Genomic DNA, 21,615 nt, shown 5'->3' on the forward strand with positions numbered 1-21,615 from the left:
ATTGGGGGCCACTTCTCTCTTTAAGTAGTCCAAGAAGAGTTGAGTTCGAGTGTGTTGGTAATCGAGCTTAGGGTAATACGCATAGACGGTAGCTTCATCAGCGGTGATGTCTGGAAGAATCGGCACTAAAGCCCCTGATCTCAGGTCTTCTTTTATCATCACGTTGTTTGATAGCAAGATGCCCATGCCCCGTTTTGCGCCGTGAAACAGAGCTTCTGGGTTTGTAGTGGCGAAATTCCCTGAAAGACTGATGCGTTTCCCACGATTAGTCTTGATTTCTCTTACGGGCTTTTCGCCCCAAATCAAAACGTTATGTTGTGACAGCTCTTCAACACTTTGCGGTGTGCCATGTTTCTCTAGGTAACTCGGCGCCGCATAAAACTGAGCTTTGTGCTCGAACAATGGGCTGGCTTTAAAGCTCAGTGAGTTGAGTTGTTCCAATTCTCTGCTGATGAACAAATCCAAACTGAGCTCAGGAATTTGACCAGGTAGGGTCGTGATCAGCTGGAGTTTGATGTCTGGGTATTTTTCCAGAAAGTCATCGAGGTAATGTACTAAGAACTTAGAACCAACCGCCAATGTCGCCCCAATTTTGAGTAACCCCGCTGGAGATTGGTTTACGGAACGAGTTTCGTCCAATACAGATTGCCAAGAGTCGAGTTGCACTTTGGCTCTCTCGTAAAAGAGTGCACCAGCTTCCGTTTGGCTGATAGAGCGAGTAGTTCGCTTGAGAAGCTGAACACCAATCTTATCTTCCAACCATTGGATACGCTTGCTGATGGCCGAGCTGGTGGTATTGAGCTTTCGCGCCGCGGCGTTGAAGCTACCTTCTTCGACGACTCGTATGTAACTGTTAACACTCTGAATCCAGTCCATCTTATTCCATCCTCTGGGGAAATAATCCCTTTCCATTTAAGTTTATTATCATCTTTGAGTAACAAATATACACTGTCTGTCGTAAAACTGTCATGTTGTAAGGAGGATATATTGCGTAAAACACCATTATTGTTGGCGATGATGATCATCGCGACCGGTCAAGTGGGCGTCAGTATTTATCTCCCTTCTTTGCCTCTGATCGGTCATGATCTTGCTTTGCCACAACACATGGTTCAAAACCTTGTAACTCTGTTTCTTGTTGGCTTTGGCGTCTCACAGTTGTTTTATGGGCCTCTGTCGGATGCCATTGGCCGAAGACCTGTATTTCTGCTTGGACAGAGTGTCTATTTGGTTGGTACGGTCATCTGTATTGCGTTTGCTGATCATATTGTTGCCCTTGAAGCGGGGCGTCTATTACAGGGGCTCGGTGCGGGTAGCGCCTCTGTGCTTGGACGTTCGGTATTGCGAGATAGTTATGACGGAGCACAACTTACCAAAGCCTTGTCTTATATCTCGGTGACAGCTTCTGTGATGCCGATTGTGGCGCCTTTGTTTGGTGGATGGATTGCTTATCACATCAGCTGGCATGCGGTTTTCGTGTTCGTTCTCATTTATCTTGCGGCGATTTTTACCCTTGGTTTTGTCGTTTTGCATGAAACGCTGCCATATCCAAAGCGTCGTTTTGAACCAAAGCGGGTGTTACTGAATTACTTTGAGTTGTTGACCAATAAGCAAGTCATTGGCAGTGCAAGCTATAACTGGCTTAGCTACTTATCTGCATTAGTGACCCTGTCTCTTTACCCGTTCCTCATGCAGCAAGAACTTGGGCTGACTGCGGCAGATTACGGAACCTTGATGATCGTGCCTTCGGCTGGGTTGTTGATGGGGAGTTTGGTCCTTAACTTCATTAATGCTCGATATAAAGAGCAGCAAATATTATTCATCAGCTTTGTTATTGTGGCGTGCTCAGGGGCAATGCTCCTCATACTGCCGTTCACGGTGGCGTCATTATTGGTTGCGTTTACCTGCTTGAGTTTCGCGCAAGGGATGTCTTTTCCTGTTTCTATCAGTCTGTTGTTGTCGCCGCACAAGCAGCAAGCGGGGGCCGTATCGGCTTTATCAGGTTCGATTCAAATGTGCTTAGCAGGCTTATTTGGCGGCTACTTAGTTGAAACCTGGGTAACAAGCCAACATCAATTGGGGATCTTTTATATTTCGATTGCGGTGATCTCCTGCTTAGTTCTCGTGTTTGGGCAGTTCCGAAAGCCTTCAGGAGGTCTAGTGCAGCCAGAACGAACATAGTTGAATCTGGTTGCAAGGGCAGAAGGTCCTCTCTAAAATGCGCCAACTATTGTGTCGTTATCTACACTTGGCTAATAAAGTGGTATATCGGCAACACCCGTTAATTGTTAGGTGAAATCATGCAACAAAACGAATTCGAAGCACTACTGAAAGAAATTGGTCAGAAAGAAAACCTACCTCAAGCGCTAGAGCTACTAAAAGCATCAGAGGAAGAGGAAGTTGCACTAGCAGCTGAATCACTGACAGGTCAATTCGGTCTTGCTGAAGTCGAAGGTGAAAAACGTATTTATCACATCACTGTCCAAGCGGACGAGTCTGGTGAAGAGAAAGAGTTCGTCGAACACGTTATGAACGAAGGCGATCACTTGATCAAATTTGCGGCATGGTTCTTTGAGACTTTCTTTGAAATTAAGCCAAAAGATACTTACAAAGCGGCGGGTAAAACATACCAACAGCCTAAGCGTTAATTACGAATCTGATTCGCTAGGATAAAAATACTGTAAGTAAATTACTAATTTAGTGTGATCTGTGTCTTGTTTTCTGGTTATTGTGGTGTAAAATTACAACATAAACCAGTCAATTACTTCTTAGGAGAAGGTCATGGGTTACGAACTTGGTGGTGTTTACTTTGGCCAAATGTTGGCGAAAGATGCGATGCACAAAGCGCTTTACGGTAAAGCGAAGAAGAAAAAGCCTTCTATGTTTGCTCGTATTATGAAAAAACTAGCGAATTAATAAGAAAAGCCCCGATATGCATCGGGGCTTTTGCATTCTTGCGGTCGTCTTTTTCGTTTAGAAGAGCTAAGCCGTTTGGCTTGGGATTTCAACCACATTATCTGGCACGTTATCTAACCCTTTCTCTGCTAACCACTTTTCCAAGTTATCAGCGCCTCCTATGTATTGACCATCCAGCCATATCTGAGGAACGGTCACCGGTGTTTTTCCACCGATAATGGCTTTCACTTCAGGGATCATTCGATAAAGTGCTGCGCTGTCTTTTACTACGTCGTGGTATTTGTACTTAATACCCGCGTCGTCAAGCAGCTTCTTGGCTTTTACACAGTAGGGGCAAGTTGCCTTACCATAAACAATGTTGCCTTTCAGTTGATCTCGTTTGGTCCACTCTGCAATGACAGATTGAACGAGCACGCCTCGATTTAGCGCTTCCCCTTGGCTGACAACTTTACCTTCAACAACTAGGATAGGGGCGTGCCAAGCTCCAAGCTTTAGTGGCTCCCACCAGTGAGACAACCAATCTTTAACTTCTAGCTCGACTGGCACATCCGCAAGCTCATTTTCAAATGTGTCAGCAAGAATATCTTTGGTTAATGTGCATTCGCCACATGGGATGTTGACTTTAAATGGTCCCCAGCTGCCTGCCCAACGATACAATGTAATTTTGATTGGCTGTGTCATAAGATGCTCCTCATTTCCTTTCCTGAAAATATAGAACCCAAAACCCCAACATTTCTTTCAAATTACTTTCTTTTTTTGGCTTCCCAATGAGTAATGAAAGCAATTGAGCCGATAATGATTGCTGCACCAAGCCATAGTCGGCCTGGTGGCACCCAGCTAAATACTAACCAGCCAGCAAAGACGTTAAGTGGTAACTTTGCGTGGTCGAAGGGTTGTACAAATGATGCATCTGCTACCGAGTACGCTTTTACAACGGCCCATTGAGCGAGGGCTGTTAGTACCCCAGCCGCGACTAGGATTCCCCAAATATTCCAACCCTGAGGCATAACAAAGGTTGGTGCGGCCAGCAAAATATTAAATGGGGTGATCAGTAGAAGCAGGTACACCACCATGGTTGACGGTGGATCATTGACGGAAAGCTTCTTAACCATAATGGCGTAAGCAGCCCAAAAGAATGCTGCCCCAACTGGTAAAAGAGTGGCCCAAGTAAACGAATCTGACCATGGCTCTAAGATGATCATTGCGCCAATAAAACCAGTTAGTGTCGCTACCCAACGGGCTGCCCCCACTTTTTCTTTGAGAATAATGCCGGATCCGATTGTTGCGAATAAAGGAGAGGTCATTAACAGCGCGATACCTTGCCAAATTGGCACAGGGTAAGCGAGCGCCCACAACCAGAGTTGGATACCGATAACCGCCAAGAAGATGCGCAATGCGTGCCACCCAAAGTGGTTAGTACGTAGAGACTGACGAATTCCTAATGTTCGTAGATACGGCAAGATAGCAAAGAAAGCTATTGCGTATTGAAACAGTGCAAATGTTGTGGATGACACACCAAAGTGAATGCTTGCGACTTGAGCAAAACTATTAACGATGGTGAATGCCAAACCTGCGGTAAGCATCCAAGATGCGCCTTTAATAGGGTTATGATTCAATTGGATATTTCCGATTTTTAACAATGGCAAGAATCATACGTTCTATTTATGGGGGAGCCAATAAAAAAATGCCCCCCAGAGGGAGGCGACATTACCAATTCAAAGGACGTGCCTACCGAAGTAGGTACAAAGAACGAGAAGCACAAACGCTGCCATGCATTTGCTCGATCTAATCATTGCAGCTAGTGTGCCAACTTTTAATCTATTGATTTTAAAGGGAGTGAGGCGTCTGGCCTTGGGTGAGCTAGATAAAATGCACTAACTTCGGGATTTGGTGCATTAAAAGAGGGCAGTGCCTCTGCAGTGAATACGATCAAAAAGGCCGACACAATAGTGCCGGCCGAAAGACTCGCTATTAGGACAAGTTTTTATTAGAAGTCGTAACGTACGCCTAGACGCAGTGTGTCTTCATCTTCCGTTACTTTACCTTCTGCATTCTTTTCTTCATCCAGTTGGTTCATGTAGTAAGAAAGGTAAGTACGGAAGTTGCTGTTCAGTTTGTAATAACCTACTAGCTCAAAGCCATCAACAGCGTCGTATTTCGCCGCGCCATTTGGATCATTTTCTTGGAAAGTGTAAAGACCAGCAACAGTGAACTTGCTTGCTAGTTTGTAGCTTGCCACCAGCTCGTAAGCAGTAAAGTCTTCTGAGTCATCCAGAGAGCCTTGTGAGTAGGTGCCTGCCAGATATAGGTTCTCAAGAGAGTAGGCGATACCGCCTAGAATTTGATCTTCTGAGTTATCTTTATCTACATCGCCACCAGAGTAAGCAAGACCTAGGTCTAGACCCATTGGCAGAGAGTAAAGGCCAGAGATGCCGTATTTGTCTTGGCTGTCACCAGAGTTTGCTTGGTAAGTCGCTTGAACTTGCAGAGCGTCAAATTCACCGCGGTAAGCAAAAACGCTGTCTTGCTTGTCAGAAGATGAATCAATGACTTGCTGAACACCTGAGAACTCAGTGATATCCGTCATGTCTGAAATGATTACCGCGGCCATGTCTTGGCGGCCAACTGAGAAGTCGCCTGCATCGGCACTTACACCTGCATACATATAACGGTTTTTGAATTCGCTTTTACCTGTTTTTTGTTCTGCTTCGTAAACACCGAAAGCTGACAGGCCGTTGCCGATATCTGTTTTACCTTTTAGGTTTAGACGTGCACGGGACTTGTCTTCCATAGTACCGTCAACTTCAGCGCCGTCTGAACCGATGAAGTCACCACGAAATTCAACACGACCACCAACTTTTAATTCAGTGCCGTCGTCTTTGTAAACTGTTGCTGCGAAAGATGGTGATGATACCAATGCTGTTAGAACTGCAGTAGTGAGTGCTGCCTTTTTCATTTTCTTATTACCCTAGTTGTAATCGATGAGCTTACTTGCTCGATTTGTGTCGATGACGCTTAAGGTAAACCGCGAAAATGAAAGATAGATTTCTGTTAAGTTATGATTTAATTGCATTTTCATTTCAAATGCATGACCGCTCTCACATTCATGAAAGTAAAAGGGAGAGGCTTTTTATCTTTTTTGATGTTTCTGTCTCACCTAGTTGACACTGTGTTTTTAAAAAAGTTCCTAATCATATTTCTTTACCCGAAATGTAACATTTTACTTATTGAATTTTTTACTATTTTCCTAATTAACAATGACTTAACATTTTATATATCCTTTGTGTGTAACAAAATGTTTCGTTTTTTAGGTATTGTTTTCCGAATTTGTTTATCGATTTGAGCTAAACGTTTGCCATTTTTCTTTTTTCTTACATCTTTTCACTCTGCTCTGGGGAACTTCTGAAATACATTGATTGGTAGTTGTTAAGCAAAAGTGACGCGACATTGGTGGAAGAGATGTCCCAGCCCGCTTTTGTATAAGACTGACTTATAAACTAATGAATAAATACATGGATTTTATAATGAACAAAAAATTCCTAGCAGCAGCGATCGCAGCAGCAACATTCGGTACACAAGCAGTAGCAGTGGAGCTTTACAACAACGACGGCACTACTTTCTCTATCGGTGGTCACGTTTCAGTTAACCTAAACGGTTCTGAGCAAGGTGATACAGATGTTGGCACTAATTCTCCACGTATCAACTTCACAGCAACTCAAGATCTAGGCAACGGCTTCACAGCTGACGCTCGTGGTGAGTGGGCTCTAAACTACCTAGACGGCGGTGAAGAAACATTCACTACTCGTCTTGGCTACCTAGGCCTAACTCACGACGTATACGGCCGTGCAGTTGGTGGTACTCAATGGGCGCCTTACTACGATGTAGCTGGTGTTGCTGATATGCCAATCGCGTTTGCGAACGACTTTATCTACGATGACCACGGTAACCTAGGTACTGGTCGTGCGGATAAGATGCTTTCTTACCGCAACGCAATCGAGCTAGGTGAAGCTGGTGCAATCAACTTCGGTCTAGGTTGGCAAGGTGCTAAAGGTGACGAGTCTAAAGCAGATCGTTACGATGACCGTGCTCAGCTAGCATTGTCTTACTCAGTACTAGGCGCGAAAGTTGGCTACACATACAACACTGGTGATTTCAAAGAGTTTGGCTCTAAGAATGAAACCGCTGAATCTCACCTAGTTTCTGCTTCTTACGGTTCTTACGGGCAAGGCCTATACATCGCTGCAGTGTACGGTTCGAATGAATACATGAACTTCGATGGTCTAAAACCAACTTCGTCACGTCTTGCAGAAAGTGATGCGTACGAAGCGCTACTAGCATACGCGCTACCAAGCAGCCTAAACCTAAGCATCAACTACGAAATGGTTGAAGGCAAGGTAAACTCTGGCGATAAGACTAAAACTGCCCGTGAAGAGATGGCTGTTCAAGCTGAATACAACTTCACTTCTAAATTTGTTGGTTACGCTGGTTACCAGTTCGACCTAAACAACGAAGAAGGCCACACTCAAGACGACAAATGGGCACTTGGTGCTCGTTACTACCTATAATCGTAACCTGTCCTAGTTACTATGAAAGCCAGCTTCGTGCTGGCTTTTTTCATATCTGTTGTTTGATAAACGAGAGAGGTTCGTCTTTAAGAGTGTGAGAACAAAACGGGCTGAATGTCTTGTTTTTAACATTCCAGAGTGGGAACTAGTGGGGTCAACTTAATCAGTTAGATTATCATGTGCGTTTTGTTTTGCAGGGAAGAGCAATGAGCGTCATTCAGGTTGAAGAGAAGAAAGTCAAAGTTGGTAAAGTTCTTTGTGTGGGGCGTAACTACGTAGAGCATATTCAAGAGCTTAATAATGCCATGCCAGAGCAAATGGTTGTTTTCAATAAACCTGCGACTGCCGTTTCAACCAAACTCACCTCATTTCATCAAGAGCCTTTGCATTACGAAGCAGAGATCTGCTTTGTGATCAAAAATGGTCAATACAGTGCGGTAGGGCTCGGCTTAGATCTGACCAAACGTGGCTTACAATCGACCCTAAAAGAAAAAGGACTACCGTGGGAGCGTGCCAAAGCGTTCGACGGTTCAGCGGTATTCAGTCGTTTCCATTCTCTTCAAGGTGTCGATATAGACGATCTCAACTTAGAGCTTTTGATTAACTGTGTTCATGTTCAAAAAGGGCACGTTAAACAGATGCTTTACCCACCTATGAATATTCTCGATGAGTTGAAGAGTTATACAACGCTAGAAGATGGCGATGTTGTAATGACAGGCACACCAAAGGGCGTGGGAGAAGTGCATCAAGGCGATGTCTTCCTTGGGCGTTTGAAGTGTGGAGACATCACCTTATTAGAGATTGAATGGTTAGCGGCTTAGTCGCAAACTTACAACCAAATTCGAAGCAGTAAAAACACCACCATACTCACAATGGTGGTGAGCAATACATTCTTAGTGAGGTATGCAATCACAGCAGCTAATAAGGCGGCCAATAGAAATGGATTTTGCCACGTGACGCTAAGTTCGCCCTCTGGCATAAACACAATTGGAGCCCAGATTGCGGTGAGTACAGCAGGGCTTGCGTAGCTCAAGACTTTCTGAGTTCTTACTCCCAACCTAAGCGGCAATTTCGGTTCTAAGAACAGATAACGGCTGGTGAATACCAACGCTGTCATGGCTAAGATAGACAAAAAAATCATTGGCGTTCCTCCAGCGTGCTTTCAAGGCTTGGTGTCTTCGTCGTAAATTGTTCCACAAAATAGCCCGTCAACATGGCGAGAATACTGGCTATCATTAAGCCTCCTTCCACTTGGTAATAGTTCAGGGTCACAGAGCTAACTAATGCCACCAACACACTGCATAACACGGGAATACTTTTTATCGTTGGGACCACAATCGCGATGAAGGTAGCTGCAACGGCAAATTCCAATCCGAGCTCATTTAATTCAGGTATCAAACTGCCTGCGACGATGCCAGTAAGCGTTGCGAAGTTCCAAAACAGATAGAAACTTAACCCAGCGCCAAGGGCGTACCATCGATCGAATTGCTTATCGGATTGGTGCCCAGCAATGGCAAACAGCTCATCGGTAAGTAAGAACCCTAACGAAAGTCGCCACTTTAGAGGCAGCGGTGATATTTTACTGCGCATCGAAACACCGTAGAGAAAGTGGCGACAGGTGATGAAAAACGTGGCGAGCAACAGGCTGGTTAGGCCAGCGCCTGCTTTAATCATTCCCATCGCGACAAGTTGCACTGAGCCTGCAAGCAGAATGGCGGAGAGCGCCTGGCCTTCCATAGGGTGTAAGCCAGTATCGATGGCAAATGACCCGGCGAGTAACCCCCAAGGCAATACGGCGATGCTCAATGGCATCATTGCGATCGTACCTTGTAAAAAGAGTGATGACTTTGAGTCTTGATGAGTAGGCAAAATAGTATCCATAACTTCAACTTGAATAGAAAAACATACTGTTAAGGTAGGCTGACCTCAGCATGTTGCCTTGTACAATATTGCTAACAATGCTTGATGTACTGCCCAGGTGTTACGCCCATGGTTTTTTTAAAGTGACGATGCAAATGGCTCTGATCATGAAAGCCACATTCTTGAGCAACATCAGAAATCTTTTGCCCCAGCTTGAGCAGTTTTTTCGCCATTCTCAGTCTTTGCTGAATCTGAAATGCGTGCGGCGGAAAGCCGAACTGTTTTTGAAACTCACGCAACAAATGGAAAGGACTCAATCCTGCGAGCTTTGCTAGCTCTTCCAAAGAAACATCGGTTTGAGGAAAGTCTTCAAGAAACTCTTTGACCAGATGCACCTGCCTTTGCGCTTTGGTTACATCTTGAAGCGAGGCTCGATGTGTACTGTGTTTGCTTGCTAGTTTGATCAGTGTGCCGTAGACAAGCGTTTCTCGCAGTAAGCGGTTATCTGACTTCTCCAGCGTATCGAATACCAACCGTAATTGGTTAGCGAGTTCCGGATCGTAAACGACGGGCTGCGGGAAGTAGGGCAAAGCTACATTGGGTGCTCCAAGTTCCTCCCCGAGCGTTTGAAACTGCTCCGGTACGGGGTACATGGCTTTATATTCCCAGCCTCCTTCTGACGCTGAGTGACCATTATGTACCTCGTCTGCGTTGACAAGAATGATGCTGTCTTGCGGCGCAATATGGTTGCCGCCAGTACGAAAGAATTGTTGTGCGCCTTTTTCAATCACACCAATGGTATAGCCCTCATGACTATGGCGAGAGAAGTTTTGCTTTTCATATTTAGCCTCGAGCAGCTCTAAACCCCCCAGCTCTTGGGCAATTTTAAACGTCGCAACTTCCTTATTCTTTTCTTTCATCTCTTTCTATTTTGCCAAGTGTCGCCTAGTGGCTTTGGAGTCTACCGGATCCATCCTGCTTATTTTTGTACAAAATTGCTATCGGTATTAAAAATAAACACCAAAAAGGTTAATTGTTTTTAAATTGAGCATTAAACATTTTGTATCTTCTGAATTTTACTTATTTGGAAGACATTTGGTCTGGTTGTTATCTATTCATTGGTATAAGATCCGCCGCTTGTTTTTGAAAGCCAGTTCCACCATGATCGATTTATCTGTACTTCCTGTTTATCTCCCCGCCGTTGTTGCACTTCTTTTGTTGCCTGGACCTGACATGTTGCTGATTACTAGCTCTAGTATGAGCTATGGTAAGAAAGTCGGTTTGTTTGCGAGCTTGGGCAATGCGACGTCGGGTGTGATTTTGACCCTATTGGCAGCAATGGGTGTCTCGACCTTGATTGCGATGAGCCCAATCGCGTTAAAAGTGCTTCATCTACTGGGTGGCGCGTACTTACTAAAAATGGGCTGGGACTGTTTAAGAGCGGATGTTTCTGCTGCACCAGAGCTTGATCAGAAAAACAAAATGGCATCGACTTACTATCAACGTGCTTTGATGAGTAACCTGTTGAACCCTAAGGCGTTGGTGTTCTTCGTGATGTTTTTACCTCAGTTTGTCTCTAGCAACATTACTGCATCTTCGGGTGAGCAAATGCTTGCGCTTGGTTTGCTGTTAAACGTACTCGGTTTGCTATTCAACATCTTGCTGGTTGCTCTGGCAGGTACACTGGGTAAAGGGTTGTTGGAAAATGACAAATTCCGTATGTACCAAGGCAAACTGATGGGCTTGGTGTTCATTATCTGCGATATGGATGCTCAGTAGCTTTGCGATGTAAAGTGTAGGAACAATCAGATTTTTATACAAAAGCCAGCACTCGCTGGCTTTTTGTTTTAGTATCGCACTGATTTCCAAGGAGTGGCGGTATGAAACTTGAATTTAAACTCAATCCAGAACAAAACGATCTCGACCTTATCCGTGATGGCATCCGAGCATATAACCGCATACATTTACCGGATGGTGATGTAGACGCTGTTGGCTGTTTTGCTCGGAATGACGAGGGCAAGGTTGTTGGCGGTCTCACGGGTGAAATGTTCAATAACACTGTGTTCGTTGAATACCTTTGGGTTGATGCCGAGGCTCGCACGTCGGGGGTAGGAAGCAAGCTGATTGCTTTACTAGAAGAGCAAGTAAAGCCACACGGGGTGACGCATTTGTATCTCGATACTTATAGCTTCCAAGCGCTCGACTTTTACTTGAAACTAGGCTTTGAAAAGGTTGGTCAGTATTCGGGCTACCCTGCCGCGGGTATTGATAAACACTTCTTGCAAAAGCAGATTGTTTGATTCGTTTTGAATTAAAGAAAAAGAGGCGCTCGATGCGCCTCTTTTTCTATCTACTGTTGTCACAGAGTCTATGCTTCAAGCTTGGATTACAAACTTTGTTGATGCGCTTCGATCAATGCATTCATCTTCGCTTCCGCTGCTTGGTTAGCTTGCGCGTAATCCATCGCTGCAGGGAAGTCGCTGATCACTTCGTAGTAACACTTCAACTTAGGCTCAGTACCAGAAGGACGAACAATCACACGTGATTTGTCTTCCAGGTGGTAAACCAGTACGTCACTCGCTGGTAAGTTGATTGCTTCTGTTGGGCCATCGGTTACAAAGCGAAGTGATGACTTCAGATCTTCGATCACTTCAATACGCTTACCGGCGATCTCTTTCGGTGGGTTTGCGCGAAGCTTGTCACCGATTGGTGGTAATTTAGGATCAAGAGCAATGCTGCGCTGTGCGTTAAAGTAGAAACCGTGTTGGCGGTATAACTCTTCTAACTTATCCCAAAGCGTTTTGCCTTGTGCTTTTAGCTTACCTGTCAATTGAGAGAAAGCGACCAGTGCTGACAAACCATCTTTATCCCATACCTTATTACCTACGGTGTAGCCAAGCGCTTCTTCGTAAGCGAATAGGAATGGATTTGCTTCGGTCTCTTGCGTCATTGCTACGTTGGTTAGCCATTTAAAGCCCGTTAGCGTTTGGTAGTATTCTGCTCCGTGTGCTTTAGCAATGCTGCTCAATAGGCGAGAAGACACAATGGTATTACCAACAAGTGCGTTTGGTTGACCTTGCAGTAAGTAATCACCAAACAATGAACCCACTTGGTCACCCGTCAGCATTTGGTATTCGCCATCTAGGCGTTTTACTGCCACCGCAAAGCGGTCTGCGTCAGGGTCGTTTGCGCAGGCAATATCGGCATTGACAGATTTACCTAGCGCCATCACCATGTCCATCGCGCCTGCTTCTTCAGGGTTCGGGAAGTTTACGGTAGGGAACGTGCCGTCTGGTTCACGCTGTTCCGAAACACTTGCCACTTTTTCAAAGCCAGCATCTGCGAGCAACGTTTCAGCCATGTCCGCACCGACACCGTGCATTGCCGTGTAAACAATCGAGATATCTGTGTTGCTGTCCGGTGTTAGCAGGGCATTGTCGTTCATTGTTTTGCGGTATGTTTGGTAGTACTCGTCTTCAAGCCAAACTAACAAACCTTTTTGTTTTGCATCGTCCAGTGACATCAGAGGCAGCGGTTTTGTTGTTGCCTCATCAATTCTTGCAGCAATTCCGGAATCGTGTGGTGGAATGATTTGTGCGCCATTTTCCCAGTAGACTTTAAAGCCATTGTACTCTGGTGGGTTATGGCTTGCTGTCACGACGACAGCCGCAGCCGCATTTAACTCACGAACACCGAAGGCAACAATTGGTGTTGCCGCTACCTTGTAGGTTAGGTAAACCTTGATGCCTAGGGCGGTCAGTACTGAAGCAGTATCGTGTGCGAATTGTTTGGAGTCAGGGCGACCATCGTAGCCGATAACCACACCACGAGACGAAGCATCTTTCACCTGTTCAATCAGATAGTGACCGAGACCAGTAGCCGTTTCTTGAATCACTAAGCGGTTCATTCGGTTTGGGCCCGCGCCCACTTTGCCACGCAAACCAGCAGTACCAAAAGCCAAACGTGGGCCGAATCGATCTGTCAGTTCTTGTTCATTATTTGCATCGACTAGGTGCTGGAGCTCTTCGCGGGTTTTAGGGTCTGGGTCTCGTGCTAGCCACTGAGTAATTTGTGTTGTCATATTCATCTTTCCTTAGCAGGGGGAGCCTACTTGTTTAGACACTTTTATACGGAAAGTGTCCCAATGTTTTCTTTTTTACAATGTAAATGGTTCTCAATTACATTTTAAAGAGGGCAATCGATAAACCAAATTTATTTTTCAGTCTGTACAGAATTTATTCACAGTTAATTTCTTGAAGAACTATTGAACTATAACTAGCCTTTTAACATAAATATAACAAAGAGTGCTGAAATCGTAGTTTTTATGATTTTTTGTAAATTTGTTCGATATTTGCATCGAGAAGCAAGGAAGCTGGCGCAAGCGCAGCGGCTGAGCAGAGGAGAGATCTTTTGAAAAGATTAGCAACTACTCTAGCCTTATTAACGAATGTGATTTTTATCACATTTTCTTCGTCAAGTTGGTCAGAGCAAAATGATTACAACATGACGCGGGGTGTTACGGGGATCAGTGAGCAAGTGTATGAATTACATATGCTGATCTTCTATATATGCTGCGCCATTGCCTTTGTTGTATTTGGCGGGATGTTCTATTCCATCTTCCGACACCGCAAGTCAAAAGGGGCAGTTGTGGCTAATTTCCACGAAAGCACCAAAGTGGAGATTATCTGGACCGTCATCCCAGTCATTATCCTTATCGCGATGGCGATTCCAGCAACCAAAACACTGGTGGCAATGGAAGATACTAGCCAATCTGACCTCACCATTAAGATCACAGGCTCTCAATGGAAGTGGCATTACAGCTACTTCGGCGAGGATGTCGAATTTTTTAGTCTGCTCGCAACCAGTCAAAAAGAAATTGATGGCATTGAAGCAAAAGGGGCGCACTACTTACTTGAAGTGGATAATCCGCTCGTTCTGCCTATCAATCGTAAAGTTCGCTTCTTAATGACCTCAGATGACGTGATTCATTCATGGTGGGTGCCTGACTTCGCGGTTAAGAAAGACACCATCCCGGGGTTTATCAATGAAGCGTGGACCAAGATTGATGAGCCGGGCGTCTATCGCGGTCAGTGTGCCGAGCTTTGTGGTCGAGCGCATGGTTTTATGCCAGTAGTTGTTCATGCAATGGCAGAAGACGACTTTGACCAGTGGATGTCAGACAAGAAGCAAGAGCTTGCTTTACAAAAAGCGGCCGCACAAGAGGCGTTGACGCAAGATCTGTCGATGGAAGTTTTGATGGGGCAAGGCGAGTCGATTTACACCGCGCGTTGTGCCGTGTGCCATCAAGCAAATGGTGAAGGCATCCCGGGCGCATTCCCGGCGATCAAAGGCAGCGAAATAGCTAAGGGTCCGGTTATGGCTCACATCGATGTACTAGTAAACGGTCGTGCAGGGACAGCGATGCAAGCTTTTGCCAACCAACTTAGCGACCAGGAAATTGCTGCTGTTATTACCTATCAACGAAATGCTTGGGGAAATGACACTGGCGACACCGTTCAAGCATCCGATGTTAACGCCTTTAAGGCACAAGACAGTGCCAAGGAGGAAATATGAGTAAGCCAATTGAAAAAGCGGTGAAATCTGCTCCTGCAGAAGCTCAAACGACCGCAAATACTACCATTGCGATTGAAGACGATCACGACCATCATCACGCGCCGAAAGGGCTAACGCGTTGGCTCTACTCCACCAGCCATAAAGACATAGGTACGCTTTACTTGTGGTTTAGTTTTGCCATGTTCCTTACTGGCGGAGCAATGGCGATGATCATCCGCGCAGAGCTATTCCAACCGGGTTTGCAATTGGTTGATCCTCAGTTCTTTAACCAGATGACGACCGTGCATGGGCTAGTAATGGTATTTGGTGCCGTCATGCCTGCGTTTACTGGCTTAGCCAACTGGATGATTCCAATGATGATTGGCGCGCCGGATATGGCGTTACCACGAATGAACAACTTGAGTTTTTGGATCTTACCTTTTGCGTTCCTCATTTTGATCGGCTCTTTGTTCTTACCGGGTGGTGGCCCTGATTTTGGTTGGACCTTCTACGCGCCGCTTTCTACAACTTATGGTCCTGACAGCACGGCGTTGTTTGTATTCTCAGTCCATATCATGGGTATCAGTTCCATCATGGGTGCTATCAACGTCATCGTGACGATTGTAAATATGCGTGCACCGGGTATGACTTGGTTCAAGTTACCTATGTTTGTCTGGACTTGGCTGATTACGGCATTCTTACTGATTGCAGTGATGCCGGTATTAGCCGGCGCGGTGACCATGGTTTTAACCGACAAGTACTTTGGCACTAGCTTCTTTGATGCTGCTGGTGGTGGTGACCCAGTGATGTTCCAACACATCTTCTGGTTCTTCGGTCACCCAGAGGTATACATCATGATCTTGCCGTCGTTCGGGATTATCTCGGCAATCATTCCGGCTTTCAGTGGTAAAAAACTGTTTGGTTACCATTCAATGGTTTACGCGACTTGTAGTATTGCGTTGCTTTCATTCCTCGTCTGGGCACACCATATGTTTACCACGGGGATGCCGGTATTCGCCGAACTCTTCTTTATGTACTGCACCATGTTGATTGCAGTACCCACGGGGGTGAAGGTATTTAATTGGGTGGCGACCATGTGGCGCGGAGCCATGACGTTTGAGACGCCGATGTTATTTGCTATCGCCTTTATTGTCCTATTCACGATAGGTGGTTTCTCCGGCTTGATGTTGGCCATTGTGCCAGCAGACTTCCAATACCACGACACGTACTTTGTTGTCGCTCACTTCCATTATGTCTTGGTCTCCGGTGCGGTGTTCTCGATTATGGCAGCGGCGTATTACTGGCTACCGAAGTGGACGGGCAATATGTACGACCAAAAGCTCAGTCTGTGGCATTTCTGGTGCTCCATCATCTCGGTCAACGTCTTGTTCTTCCCAATGCACTTCTTGGGTTTAGCGGGGATGCCAAGACGTATTCCTGATTACGCCATCCAGTTTGCGGATATTAACCAAATCGTATCGATAGGTGGTTTCGCCTTTGGCTTGTCTCAACTTATCTTCCTGTGGTTGGTGATCAAATGTATTCGTGGTGGTGAAAAAGCAACAGCCAAACCGTGGGAACGTGCAGAAGGTTTGGAGTGGACGGTGCCAAGTCCTGCTCCGCATCATACGTTTACAACACCGCCAAAAGTTGATTAAGCAAGCGTGAGGTGAGTGAGATGCAAAGTACTTCATCCAATAAGAAACTCACTATCAAGTTGCTGTTAGCGACTGCGCTGATGTTCGGCTTCGGTTTTGCTCTTGTGCCACTCTACGACATAATGTGCGATGCGCTTGGCATTAACGGCAAAACCAGTGATGTGGCAGCGATTCAACCAACGGGCATGCAAGCAGATATCACCAGAACCATTCGCGTGGAATTTATGGCACATGTAAGCCCAGATATGCCTTGGGAATTCAAACCCAAGGCTGTATCCATGGATGTTCATCCGGGCGAAGTGATTCAAACTGAATATCTTGCATTTAATCAAAGTGGTGACGACTTGGTAGGGCAAGCTGTACCATCCGTGTCGCCGGGTACTGGTGCGGCTTACTTCAATAAAATCGAGTGTTTTTGCTTCAATCAACAACCATTGGAAGGTAAGGAACAAGCGAGTATGCCTTTGATTTTTTACATTGAACCGGATGTGCCGGATTCAATTCATACATTGACCTTGTCTTACACACTCTACAAATTTCCTCCTCAATCGGGCGAGTCGTCAGTAGTTAGCCTCTCAAGGAGTGAGCAACAGGCGGGTGAGCGTCTGTAAGGAGAGAACTTATGAGTAACAAGCCTGAGACCTATTATGTTCCTGCACAGAGCAGCTGGCCTATTGTTGGGGCATTTGCGTTATTCCTTGTTGCGGTCGGTGCTGGGATGACGGTTCAAGGTACCCAAAGTGATGGCGCGGTTGGCACACTTGGCGGCATTATTCTCGCGGTTGGTATGCTGTTTCTACTTTACATGCTAGCAGGGTGGTTCAGTAACGTTATCACGGAGTCCCTTACCGGAAAATACAGTGCGCAAATCACGCGTTCATTTAGACAAGGGATGAGTTGGTTCATCTTTTCAGAAGTGATGTTCTTTGGCGCGTTCTTTGGTGCTCTGTTTTACGCAAGAATGATTTCGGTACCATGGTTAGGCGGTGCCGATAACAACTTCATGACCCATGAAGTGTTGTGGCCAAGTTTTGAAGCGATATGGCCGCTCACCACGACGCCAGGTGGGGAAACGACACAAGCTATGCCATGGCAAGGGATTCCATTAACCAACACTATCTTGCTGTTATTGTCTTCGATTACCTTACATATGGCACACATCAGCTTAGAACAAGATAAACGAACTGCACTGATTGTTTGGTTGGAAATCACTATCGTCTTAGCGGGCTTCTTCCTCTATTACCAAGCCGTTGAGTATGCGCACGCTTATCAAGACATTGGGCTAACACTGCAATCCGGTATTTACGGAAACACCTTCTTTATGCTGACGGGCTTTCATGGATTGCACGTTTGTCTTGGCACCATTTTTCTCATTGTATTGCTGTTCCGTATCGCCAAAGACCATTTCTCGCCGAAAGACCATTTTGCATTCCAAGCGGGCAGTTGGTATTGGCACTTCGTTGATGTGGTTTGGCTATGCTTGTTTGTTTTCGTTTATGTGCTGTAAAGCTAGTAAGGGCGAGGGTTAGGGGCTATCCATCCAGCCCCTAGAGCAATCAGGAGGAGTATCACGACTAACGCAGAAAACATGACACGACGACCGAGGTAATGACTCATTGGCTTACCTTTTTTCGATGAATCCTCTGGGTCTTCGCGAACCATTTCGATAAGCGCTTTTGCGAGGTTAAAGATGATGAAAAGCAGCAAAAGGACAAGCGTTAATTTGAACAGAAATACGGTGGACATAGCACCTCCGGTTTCGTCGTCGATATTATCAAAATGGGTTTGGGTTGCTGTCTTTTTAACTGTGGCTGTGTTTTCTCTATTGGTCAAACTGGGCTTTTGGCAATTGGAACGTGGCAATGAAAAGCAGCTTTTGGAGCAAGCCATTTTAGCAAGGGCAAATACCTCATATAAGGACATGTCTGAAGTATTGGAAATGAACGATTGGCGAGAAGAGAATGTTATAGGGATTAAAGTAAAAGCGAATGTGACACCTGAACCACTACCAATTATTTTATTAGATAACCAGACGTATCAGAGCGAAGTGGGTTACCTTGCGTTTCAAATCGTGTCGATGTCTCATGATCCTGCGACTCTGACGTTGCTTGAACTTGGGTTTGTGAAGGGAGAACGCTCCAGAGCCGTGTTACCGAAGGTTGAACATCTGCCTGCACCATATGACATCACTGGGCGTTTGTATCGTAAATCGACTAATCCGTTAAGTTCAGATCTGATGGCCGAAGTCGGCGATACGATCAGAGTGCAAAACCTCAACATCAATCAACTTAGCCAACTACTTAACACTGAGTTAATGCCAACGGTCATTCAACCCGACAATTTAGCGCAGTGGCCGTATTCATTCCCTTGGAACCCGTTACCTTTAACTAGTGCAAAGCATTTTGGTTATGCTTTTCAGTGGTTTGCTATGGCTGGTGTATTTTTGCTTATCACAATCCTGATTTTTATTCGTTGGATTCGACAACCATGCTCACAAGGAGGTGAGAGATGACAAATGCAGTCACGAAAGGACGAATTGTATTGGTGTCACTGATTTGTCTATTTGCGCTACCCGCGATTATTGCCAAGGTTGTATTGAGTCAAGGTTGGTACGAAACGGGAGTAACCAATCGAGGCGAACTGGTAGAGCCATATGTCACGCTCGAACAATTAGGTCAGCCATCCCCGCTAGACGAAAAAGGTTGGCAACTAGCGTATGTATTGCCCTCAGATTGTCAAAAACAATGTCAGCAGCAAATACACTTGATGCAGCAAAGCCATATTGCATTAGGTAAATATCAGGAGCGTGTTGTACCTGTTATATGGACCTCGGAAGAGACGAATGACGTTGACCAGAGCATTGTCGTGATGCAAATGAATGGCGCGCTTTCATCGAGAGTAAAAGCTGGCCAGATGTTGATCGTCGATCCGCTCGGGCAGCTTGTGATGTCCTATACACCTGAAGCCAATGAGGATTTGGTGCGGTTAAGTAAGGACGTCTTGGCGGACTTACGAAAACTATTGAAGTTGTCACGAGTAGGCTAGGGAGGGGGCAATATGACGTTAAGCGGTTTGGTTAGGTTCAGCCTGTGTCTTACTCTTGTGGTCATCATGTTAGGCGCATACACGCGACTGGCTGATGCAGGTTTGGGGTGCCCAGATTGGCCGGGTTGTTATGGTCAGTTATTCGTTCCTCAAACCGAAGCCGAAGTCACGAAGGCAAATGCGTTGTTTCCGGAACGAGCAGTCGAGCAAGGGAAAGCATGGTTAGAGATGATTCACCGTTACTTCGCCGGAACTTTAGGCTTGGTTATTCTGGTGATGGCAATCATGGCAGTGAGAGCCGAGCGTGTCGATCCGACGATTCCGGTCTTGCTGTGCATTCTTGTCCTTGGGCAAGCGGCATTAGGAATGTGGACCGTGACGTTAAAGTTGATGCCAGTGATTGTGATGCTGCATCTACTGGGTGGTTTTACGCTACTTGCACTTCAAGCGGTATTCTATTGTCAAATACAATCTCAACGTAGCCTCTATTTCTCTCCCTCTTCGAAGAGCGTGAGAACCTTCTCTTTTATCGCTTTTGGCGTGGTGTTGTTGCAGGTACTGCTTGGTGGTTGGACATCATCTAACTACGCCGCTCTTATGTGCACAGCTTTACCGATTTGTGAGGGGAACTGGACCAGTTACTTATCTTGGAAAGAGGCGTTTTCTTTCTGGCAAACAGGGTTTGATAACTATGAGTTCGGTGTTCTAGATTACCCAGCACGAATGACAATTCATGTCAGTCATCGTATTGGTGCCATCGTTACTGCATGTATTGTGCTGATTTACTGCGTATTACTATTAAAACAAGACTCACATCATTCTCAGCGCTTGGGTGCTTGGATTGGCTTAGCTTTGGTTTGCCAAATCCTATTAGGCGTTAGTAATGTTGTGTTCCAACTGCCTATCTATGTAGCGGTTGCGCATAATCTCGGTGCAGCCATCATGCTTACACTTATCTGCGTTAGTCAGTTCTATCTATGGCAAGGTAAGGCTTATTGGAGTCATCAAGCGAAAGGAGTTCGCTATGAGTAAAGAAATCGCGTTACCTCTAGAAAGTGGTAAGAAAAAGATTGGTTCAACCTATTTAAAACTGACAAAGCCTAAAGTGGTCGCCCTAATGCTTATCACAGCAGTTGTTGGTATGAGCTTGGCCCCAGTGGTTGACTTCCCATGGCTACAAGCTGCGCTCGGTCTCGTTGGCATTGGTTTGATGGCGGGGTCGGCGGCAGCGTTTAATCATCTCATCGACCGACGTATTGATGCGCGTATGGCTCGAACGCACAAACGACCATTGCCTTCGGGCGATACCAACCCTATATCTGTTGCGATTTTTTCTACTGCTTTGGGTGTGATTGGTTTTGTGTTGCTTTATGCCTTGGTTAATCCACTGACAGCATGGATGACTTTCTTAAGTTTGCTAGGCTATGCGGTGGTTTATACCATGTACCTAAAGCGAGCAACGCCGCAAAACATTGTGATTGCGGGAATTGCAGGTGCAATGCCACCACTACTTGGTTGGACGGCTGTAACCGGAGAACTGCACGCCCATGCTTGGCTACTGGTGATGATTATCTTTATTTGGACACCACCACATTTTTGGGCGCTCGCGATTCATCGCGTCGAAGACTATCGAAAAGTGGATATCCCGATGCTCCCTGTGACTCATGGCATTAAATACACCAAAACTTCGATTCTTCTTTACACGATACTACTCACACTTGTTTGTATTCTTCCTGTGCTGGTGGGTATGGTTGGCTCGGTTTATCTTTTTTCGTCGCTGCTTCTCAATGCAGGTTTTATGTATCACGCTTGGAAATTGAAGTTTTCTCCTGAGCAGAACAGCGCTATGGAAACCTTTAAATTCTCCATTTATCACTTACTCGCTTTGTTTGTTGCTTTGTTAGCGGATCATTATCTTGGTCTGTTCTTCACGCCATAAAAGCCGTTTAGCTGTTGTTTCAAACCGCACTGATTAGGTGCGGTTTTTTGTTGGCGTATATATCGAAAATTACTTTGCTTGC

23 protein-coding genes and 1 pseudogene are annotated in these 21,615 nt (G+C 45.6%); 15 read left to right on the top strand and 9 right to left on the bottom strand.

The window, feature by feature from the left end:
• Positions 1–876, bottom strand: an 876-nt coding sequence (locus tag KIV40_RS08610) for a LysR family transcriptional regulator (RefSeq protein WP_285348687.1), incomplete at its 3' end; no start/stop codon positions are given.
• Positions 877–987: 111 nt separating this feature from the next.
• Between KIV40_RS08610 and KIV40_RS08615 the strand changes: the two genes are divergently transcribed.
• The 3 genes from KIV40_RS08615 to KIV40_RS08625 all read left to right on the top strand — a co-directional run bounded on the left by KIV40_RS08615 (position 988) and on the right by KIV40_RS08625 (position 2,913).
• Positions 988–2,178: a multidrug effflux MFS transporter gene (locus KIV40_RS08615; protein WP_285348689.1), complete on the top strand. Its 1,191-nt coding sequence runs from the start codon at positions 988–990 to the stop codon at positions 2,176–2,178.
• Between the two features lie 119 nt (positions 2,179–2,297).
• Complete coding sequence (locus KIV40_RS08620) at positions 2,298–2,645, top strand: hypothetical protein (protein WP_005426002.1); 348 nt, start codon at positions 2,298–2,300, stop codon at positions 2,643–2,645.
• A 133-nt stretch (positions 2,646–2,778) separates the two neighbouring features.
• A complete protein-coding gene (locus tag KIV40_RS08625; protein ID WP_005426014.1) occupies positions 2,779–2,913 on the top strand; it encodes a hypothetical protein in 135 nt (44 codons plus the stop codon).
• 66 nt (positions 2,914–2,979) lie between these two features.
• On the opposite strand, the gene KIV40_RS08630 is transcribed toward KIV40_RS08625, so the two are convergent.
• From KIV40_RS08630 to KIV40_RS08640, 3 genes are all read right to left on the bottom strand, one after another.
• Complete coding sequence (locus KIV40_RS08630; protein WP_285348692.1) at positions 2,980–3,594, bottom strand: glutaredoxin; 615 nt, start codon at positions 3,592–3,594, stop codon at positions 2,980–2,982.
• Positions 3,595–3,656: 62 nt separating this feature from the next.
• Positions 3,657–4,496, bottom strand: a complete 840-nt coding sequence (locus KIV40_RS08635) for a DMT family transporter (protein WP_010647169.1) — start codon at positions 4,494–4,496, stop codon at positions 3,657–3,659.
• A 404-nt stretch (positions 4,497–4,900) separates the two neighbouring features.
• Positions 4,901–5,869 carry a porin gene (locus KIV40_RS08640; protein ID WP_285348695.1) on the bottom strand — a complete coding sequence of 323 codons (969 nt, stop codon included), beginning with the start codon at positions 5,867–5,869 and terminating at the stop codon, positions 4,901–4,903.
• A gap of 568 nt (positions 5,870–6,437) precedes the next feature.
• Between KIV40_RS08640 and KIV40_RS08645 the strand changes: the two genes are divergently transcribed.
• Together KIV40_RS08645 and KIV40_RS08650 are read left to right on the top strand one after the other, a co-directional pair.
• On the top strand, positions 6,438–7,478 hold the full coding sequence (locus tag KIV40_RS08645) for a porin (protein ID WP_005535524.1): 1,041 nt from the start codon (positions 6,438–6,440) through the stop codon (positions 7,476–7,478).
• 206 nt (positions 7,479–7,684) lie between these two features.
• Positions 7,685–8,299 carry a fumarylacetoacetate hydrolase family protein gene (locus KIV40_RS08650; RefSeq protein WP_012129758.1) on the top strand — a complete coding sequence of 205 codons (615 nt, stop codon included), beginning with the start codon at positions 7,685–7,687 and terminating at the stop codon, positions 8,297–8,299.
• Between the two features lie 8 nt (positions 8,300–8,307).
• Here the strand turns inward: KIV40_RS08650 and KIV40_RS08655 are convergent, their stop codons facing one another.
• The 3 genes from KIV40_RS08655 to KIV40_RS08665 form a co-directional block, all read right to left on the bottom strand.
• Positions 8,308–8,619, bottom strand: coding sequence for an AzlD domain-containing protein (locus KIV40_RS08655; protein WP_012129757.1), 312 nt, complete (start codon positions 8,617–8,619; stop codon positions 8,308–8,310).
• Entirely contained in the window at positions 8,616–9,359 is a 744-nt protein-coding gene (locus KIV40_RS08660) for an AzlC family ABC transporter permease (RefSeq protein ID WP_285348700.1), read from the bottom strand. The genes KIV40_RS08655 and KIV40_RS08660 overlap by 4 nt, the downstream gene beginning before the upstream one ends.
• Before the next feature lie 71 nt (positions 9,360–9,430).
• Positions 9,431–10,258 (bottom strand): AraC family transcriptional regulator, encoded by an 828-nt coding sequence (locus tag KIV40_RS08665; RefSeq protein WP_285348702.1) that lies wholly within the window; start codon positions 10,256–10,258, stop codon positions 9,431–9,433.
• Positions 10,259–10,499: 241 nt separating this feature from the next.
• On the opposite strand from KIV40_RS08665, the pseudogene KIV40_RS08670 reads away from it, so the two are divergent.
• Both KIV40_RS08670 and KIV40_RS08675 read left to right on the top strand, forming a co-directional pair.
• Positions 10,500–11,130, top strand: a pseudogene (locus tag KIV40_RS08670) (LysE family translocator).
• An 88-nt stretch (positions 11,131–11,218) separates the two neighbouring features.
• Positions 11,219–11,638: a GNAT family N-acetyltransferase gene (locus KIV40_RS08675; protein WP_285348704.1), complete on the top strand. Its 420-nt coding sequence runs from the start codon at positions 11,219–11,221 to the stop codon at positions 11,636–11,638.
• Positions 11,639–11,724: 86 nt separating this feature from the next.
• Here the strand turns inward: KIV40_RS08675 and KIV40_RS08680 are convergent, their stop codons facing one another.
• Entirely contained in the window at positions 11,725–13,419 is a 1,695-nt protein-coding gene (locus tag KIV40_RS08680; protein ID WP_285348706.1) for a phospho-sugar mutase, read from the bottom strand.
• 329 nt (positions 13,420–13,748) lie between these two features.
• On the opposite strand from KIV40_RS08680, the gene coxB reads away from it, so the two are divergent.
• Genes coxB through KIV40_RS08700 form a run of 4 tightly spaced genes read left to right on the top strand, consistent with a single transcriptional unit; the run spans position 13,749 to position 18,056 of the window.
• A complete protein-coding gene (coxB, locus tag KIV40_RS08685) occupies positions 13,749–14,912 on the top strand; it encodes a cytochrome c oxidase subunit II (RefSeq protein WP_285348707.1) in 1,164 nt (387 codons plus the stop codon).
• Positions 14,909–16,549 (top strand): cytochrome c oxidase subunit I, encoded by a 1,641-nt coding sequence (ctaD, locus tag KIV40_RS08690; protein ID WP_005425998.1) that lies wholly within the window; start codon positions 14,909–14,911, stop codon positions 16,547–16,549. The genes coxB and ctaD overlap by 4 nt, the downstream gene beginning before the upstream one ends.
• A 20-nt stretch (positions 16,550–16,569) precedes the next feature.
• Entirely contained in the window at positions 16,570–17,160 is a 591-nt protein-coding gene (locus KIV40_RS08695) for a cytochrome c oxidase assembly protein (protein WP_285348709.1), read from the top strand.
• Between the two features lie 11 nt (positions 17,161–17,171).
• Positions 17,172–18,056, top strand: coding sequence for a cytochrome c oxidase subunit 3 (locus KIV40_RS08700; RefSeq protein WP_010452572.1), 885 nt, complete (start codon positions 17,172–17,174; stop codon positions 18,054–18,056).
• Between the two features lie 2 nt (positions 18,057–18,058).
• On the opposite strand, the gene KIV40_RS08705 is transcribed toward KIV40_RS08700, so the two are convergent.
• Entirely contained in the window at positions 18,059–18,295 is a 237-nt protein-coding gene (locus KIV40_RS08705; RefSeq protein WP_005425979.1) for a DUF2909 family protein, read from the bottom strand.
• On the opposite strand from KIV40_RS08705, the gene KIV40_RS08710 reads away from it, so the two are divergent.
• Genes KIV40_RS08710 through cyoE form a run of 4 tightly spaced genes read left to right on the top strand, consistent with a single transcriptional unit; the run spans position 18,294 to position 21,533 of the window.
• Complete coding sequence (locus KIV40_RS08710; protein ID WP_285348726.1) at positions 18,294–19,061, top strand: SURF1 family protein; 768 nt, start codon at positions 18,294–18,296, stop codon at positions 19,059–19,061. The genes KIV40_RS08705 and KIV40_RS08710 overlap by 2 nt on opposite strands.
• Positions 19,058–19,594 carry a hypothetical protein gene (locus KIV40_RS08715; protein ID WP_012129743.1) on the top strand — a complete coding sequence of 179 codons (537 nt, stop codon included), beginning with the start codon at positions 19,058–19,060 and terminating at the stop codon, positions 19,592–19,594. The genes KIV40_RS08710 and KIV40_RS08715 overlap by 4 nt, the downstream gene beginning before the upstream one ends.
• A 12-nt stretch (positions 19,595–19,606) precedes the next feature.
• Entirely contained in the window at positions 19,607–20,626 is a 1,020-nt protein-coding gene (locus KIV40_RS08720) for a heme A synthase (protein WP_012129742.1), read from the top strand.
• Positions 20,619–21,533 (top strand): heme o synthase, encoded by a 915-nt coding sequence (gene cyoE, locus KIV40_RS08725; protein WP_285348712.1) that lies wholly within the window; start codon positions 20,619–20,621, stop codon positions 21,531–21,533. The genes KIV40_RS08720 and cyoE overlap by 8 nt, the downstream gene beginning before the upstream one ends.
• The last annotated feature ends 82 nt before the right edge of the window (positions 21,534–21,615 follow it).

This window comes from Vibrio sp. D173a (assembly GCF_030248475.1).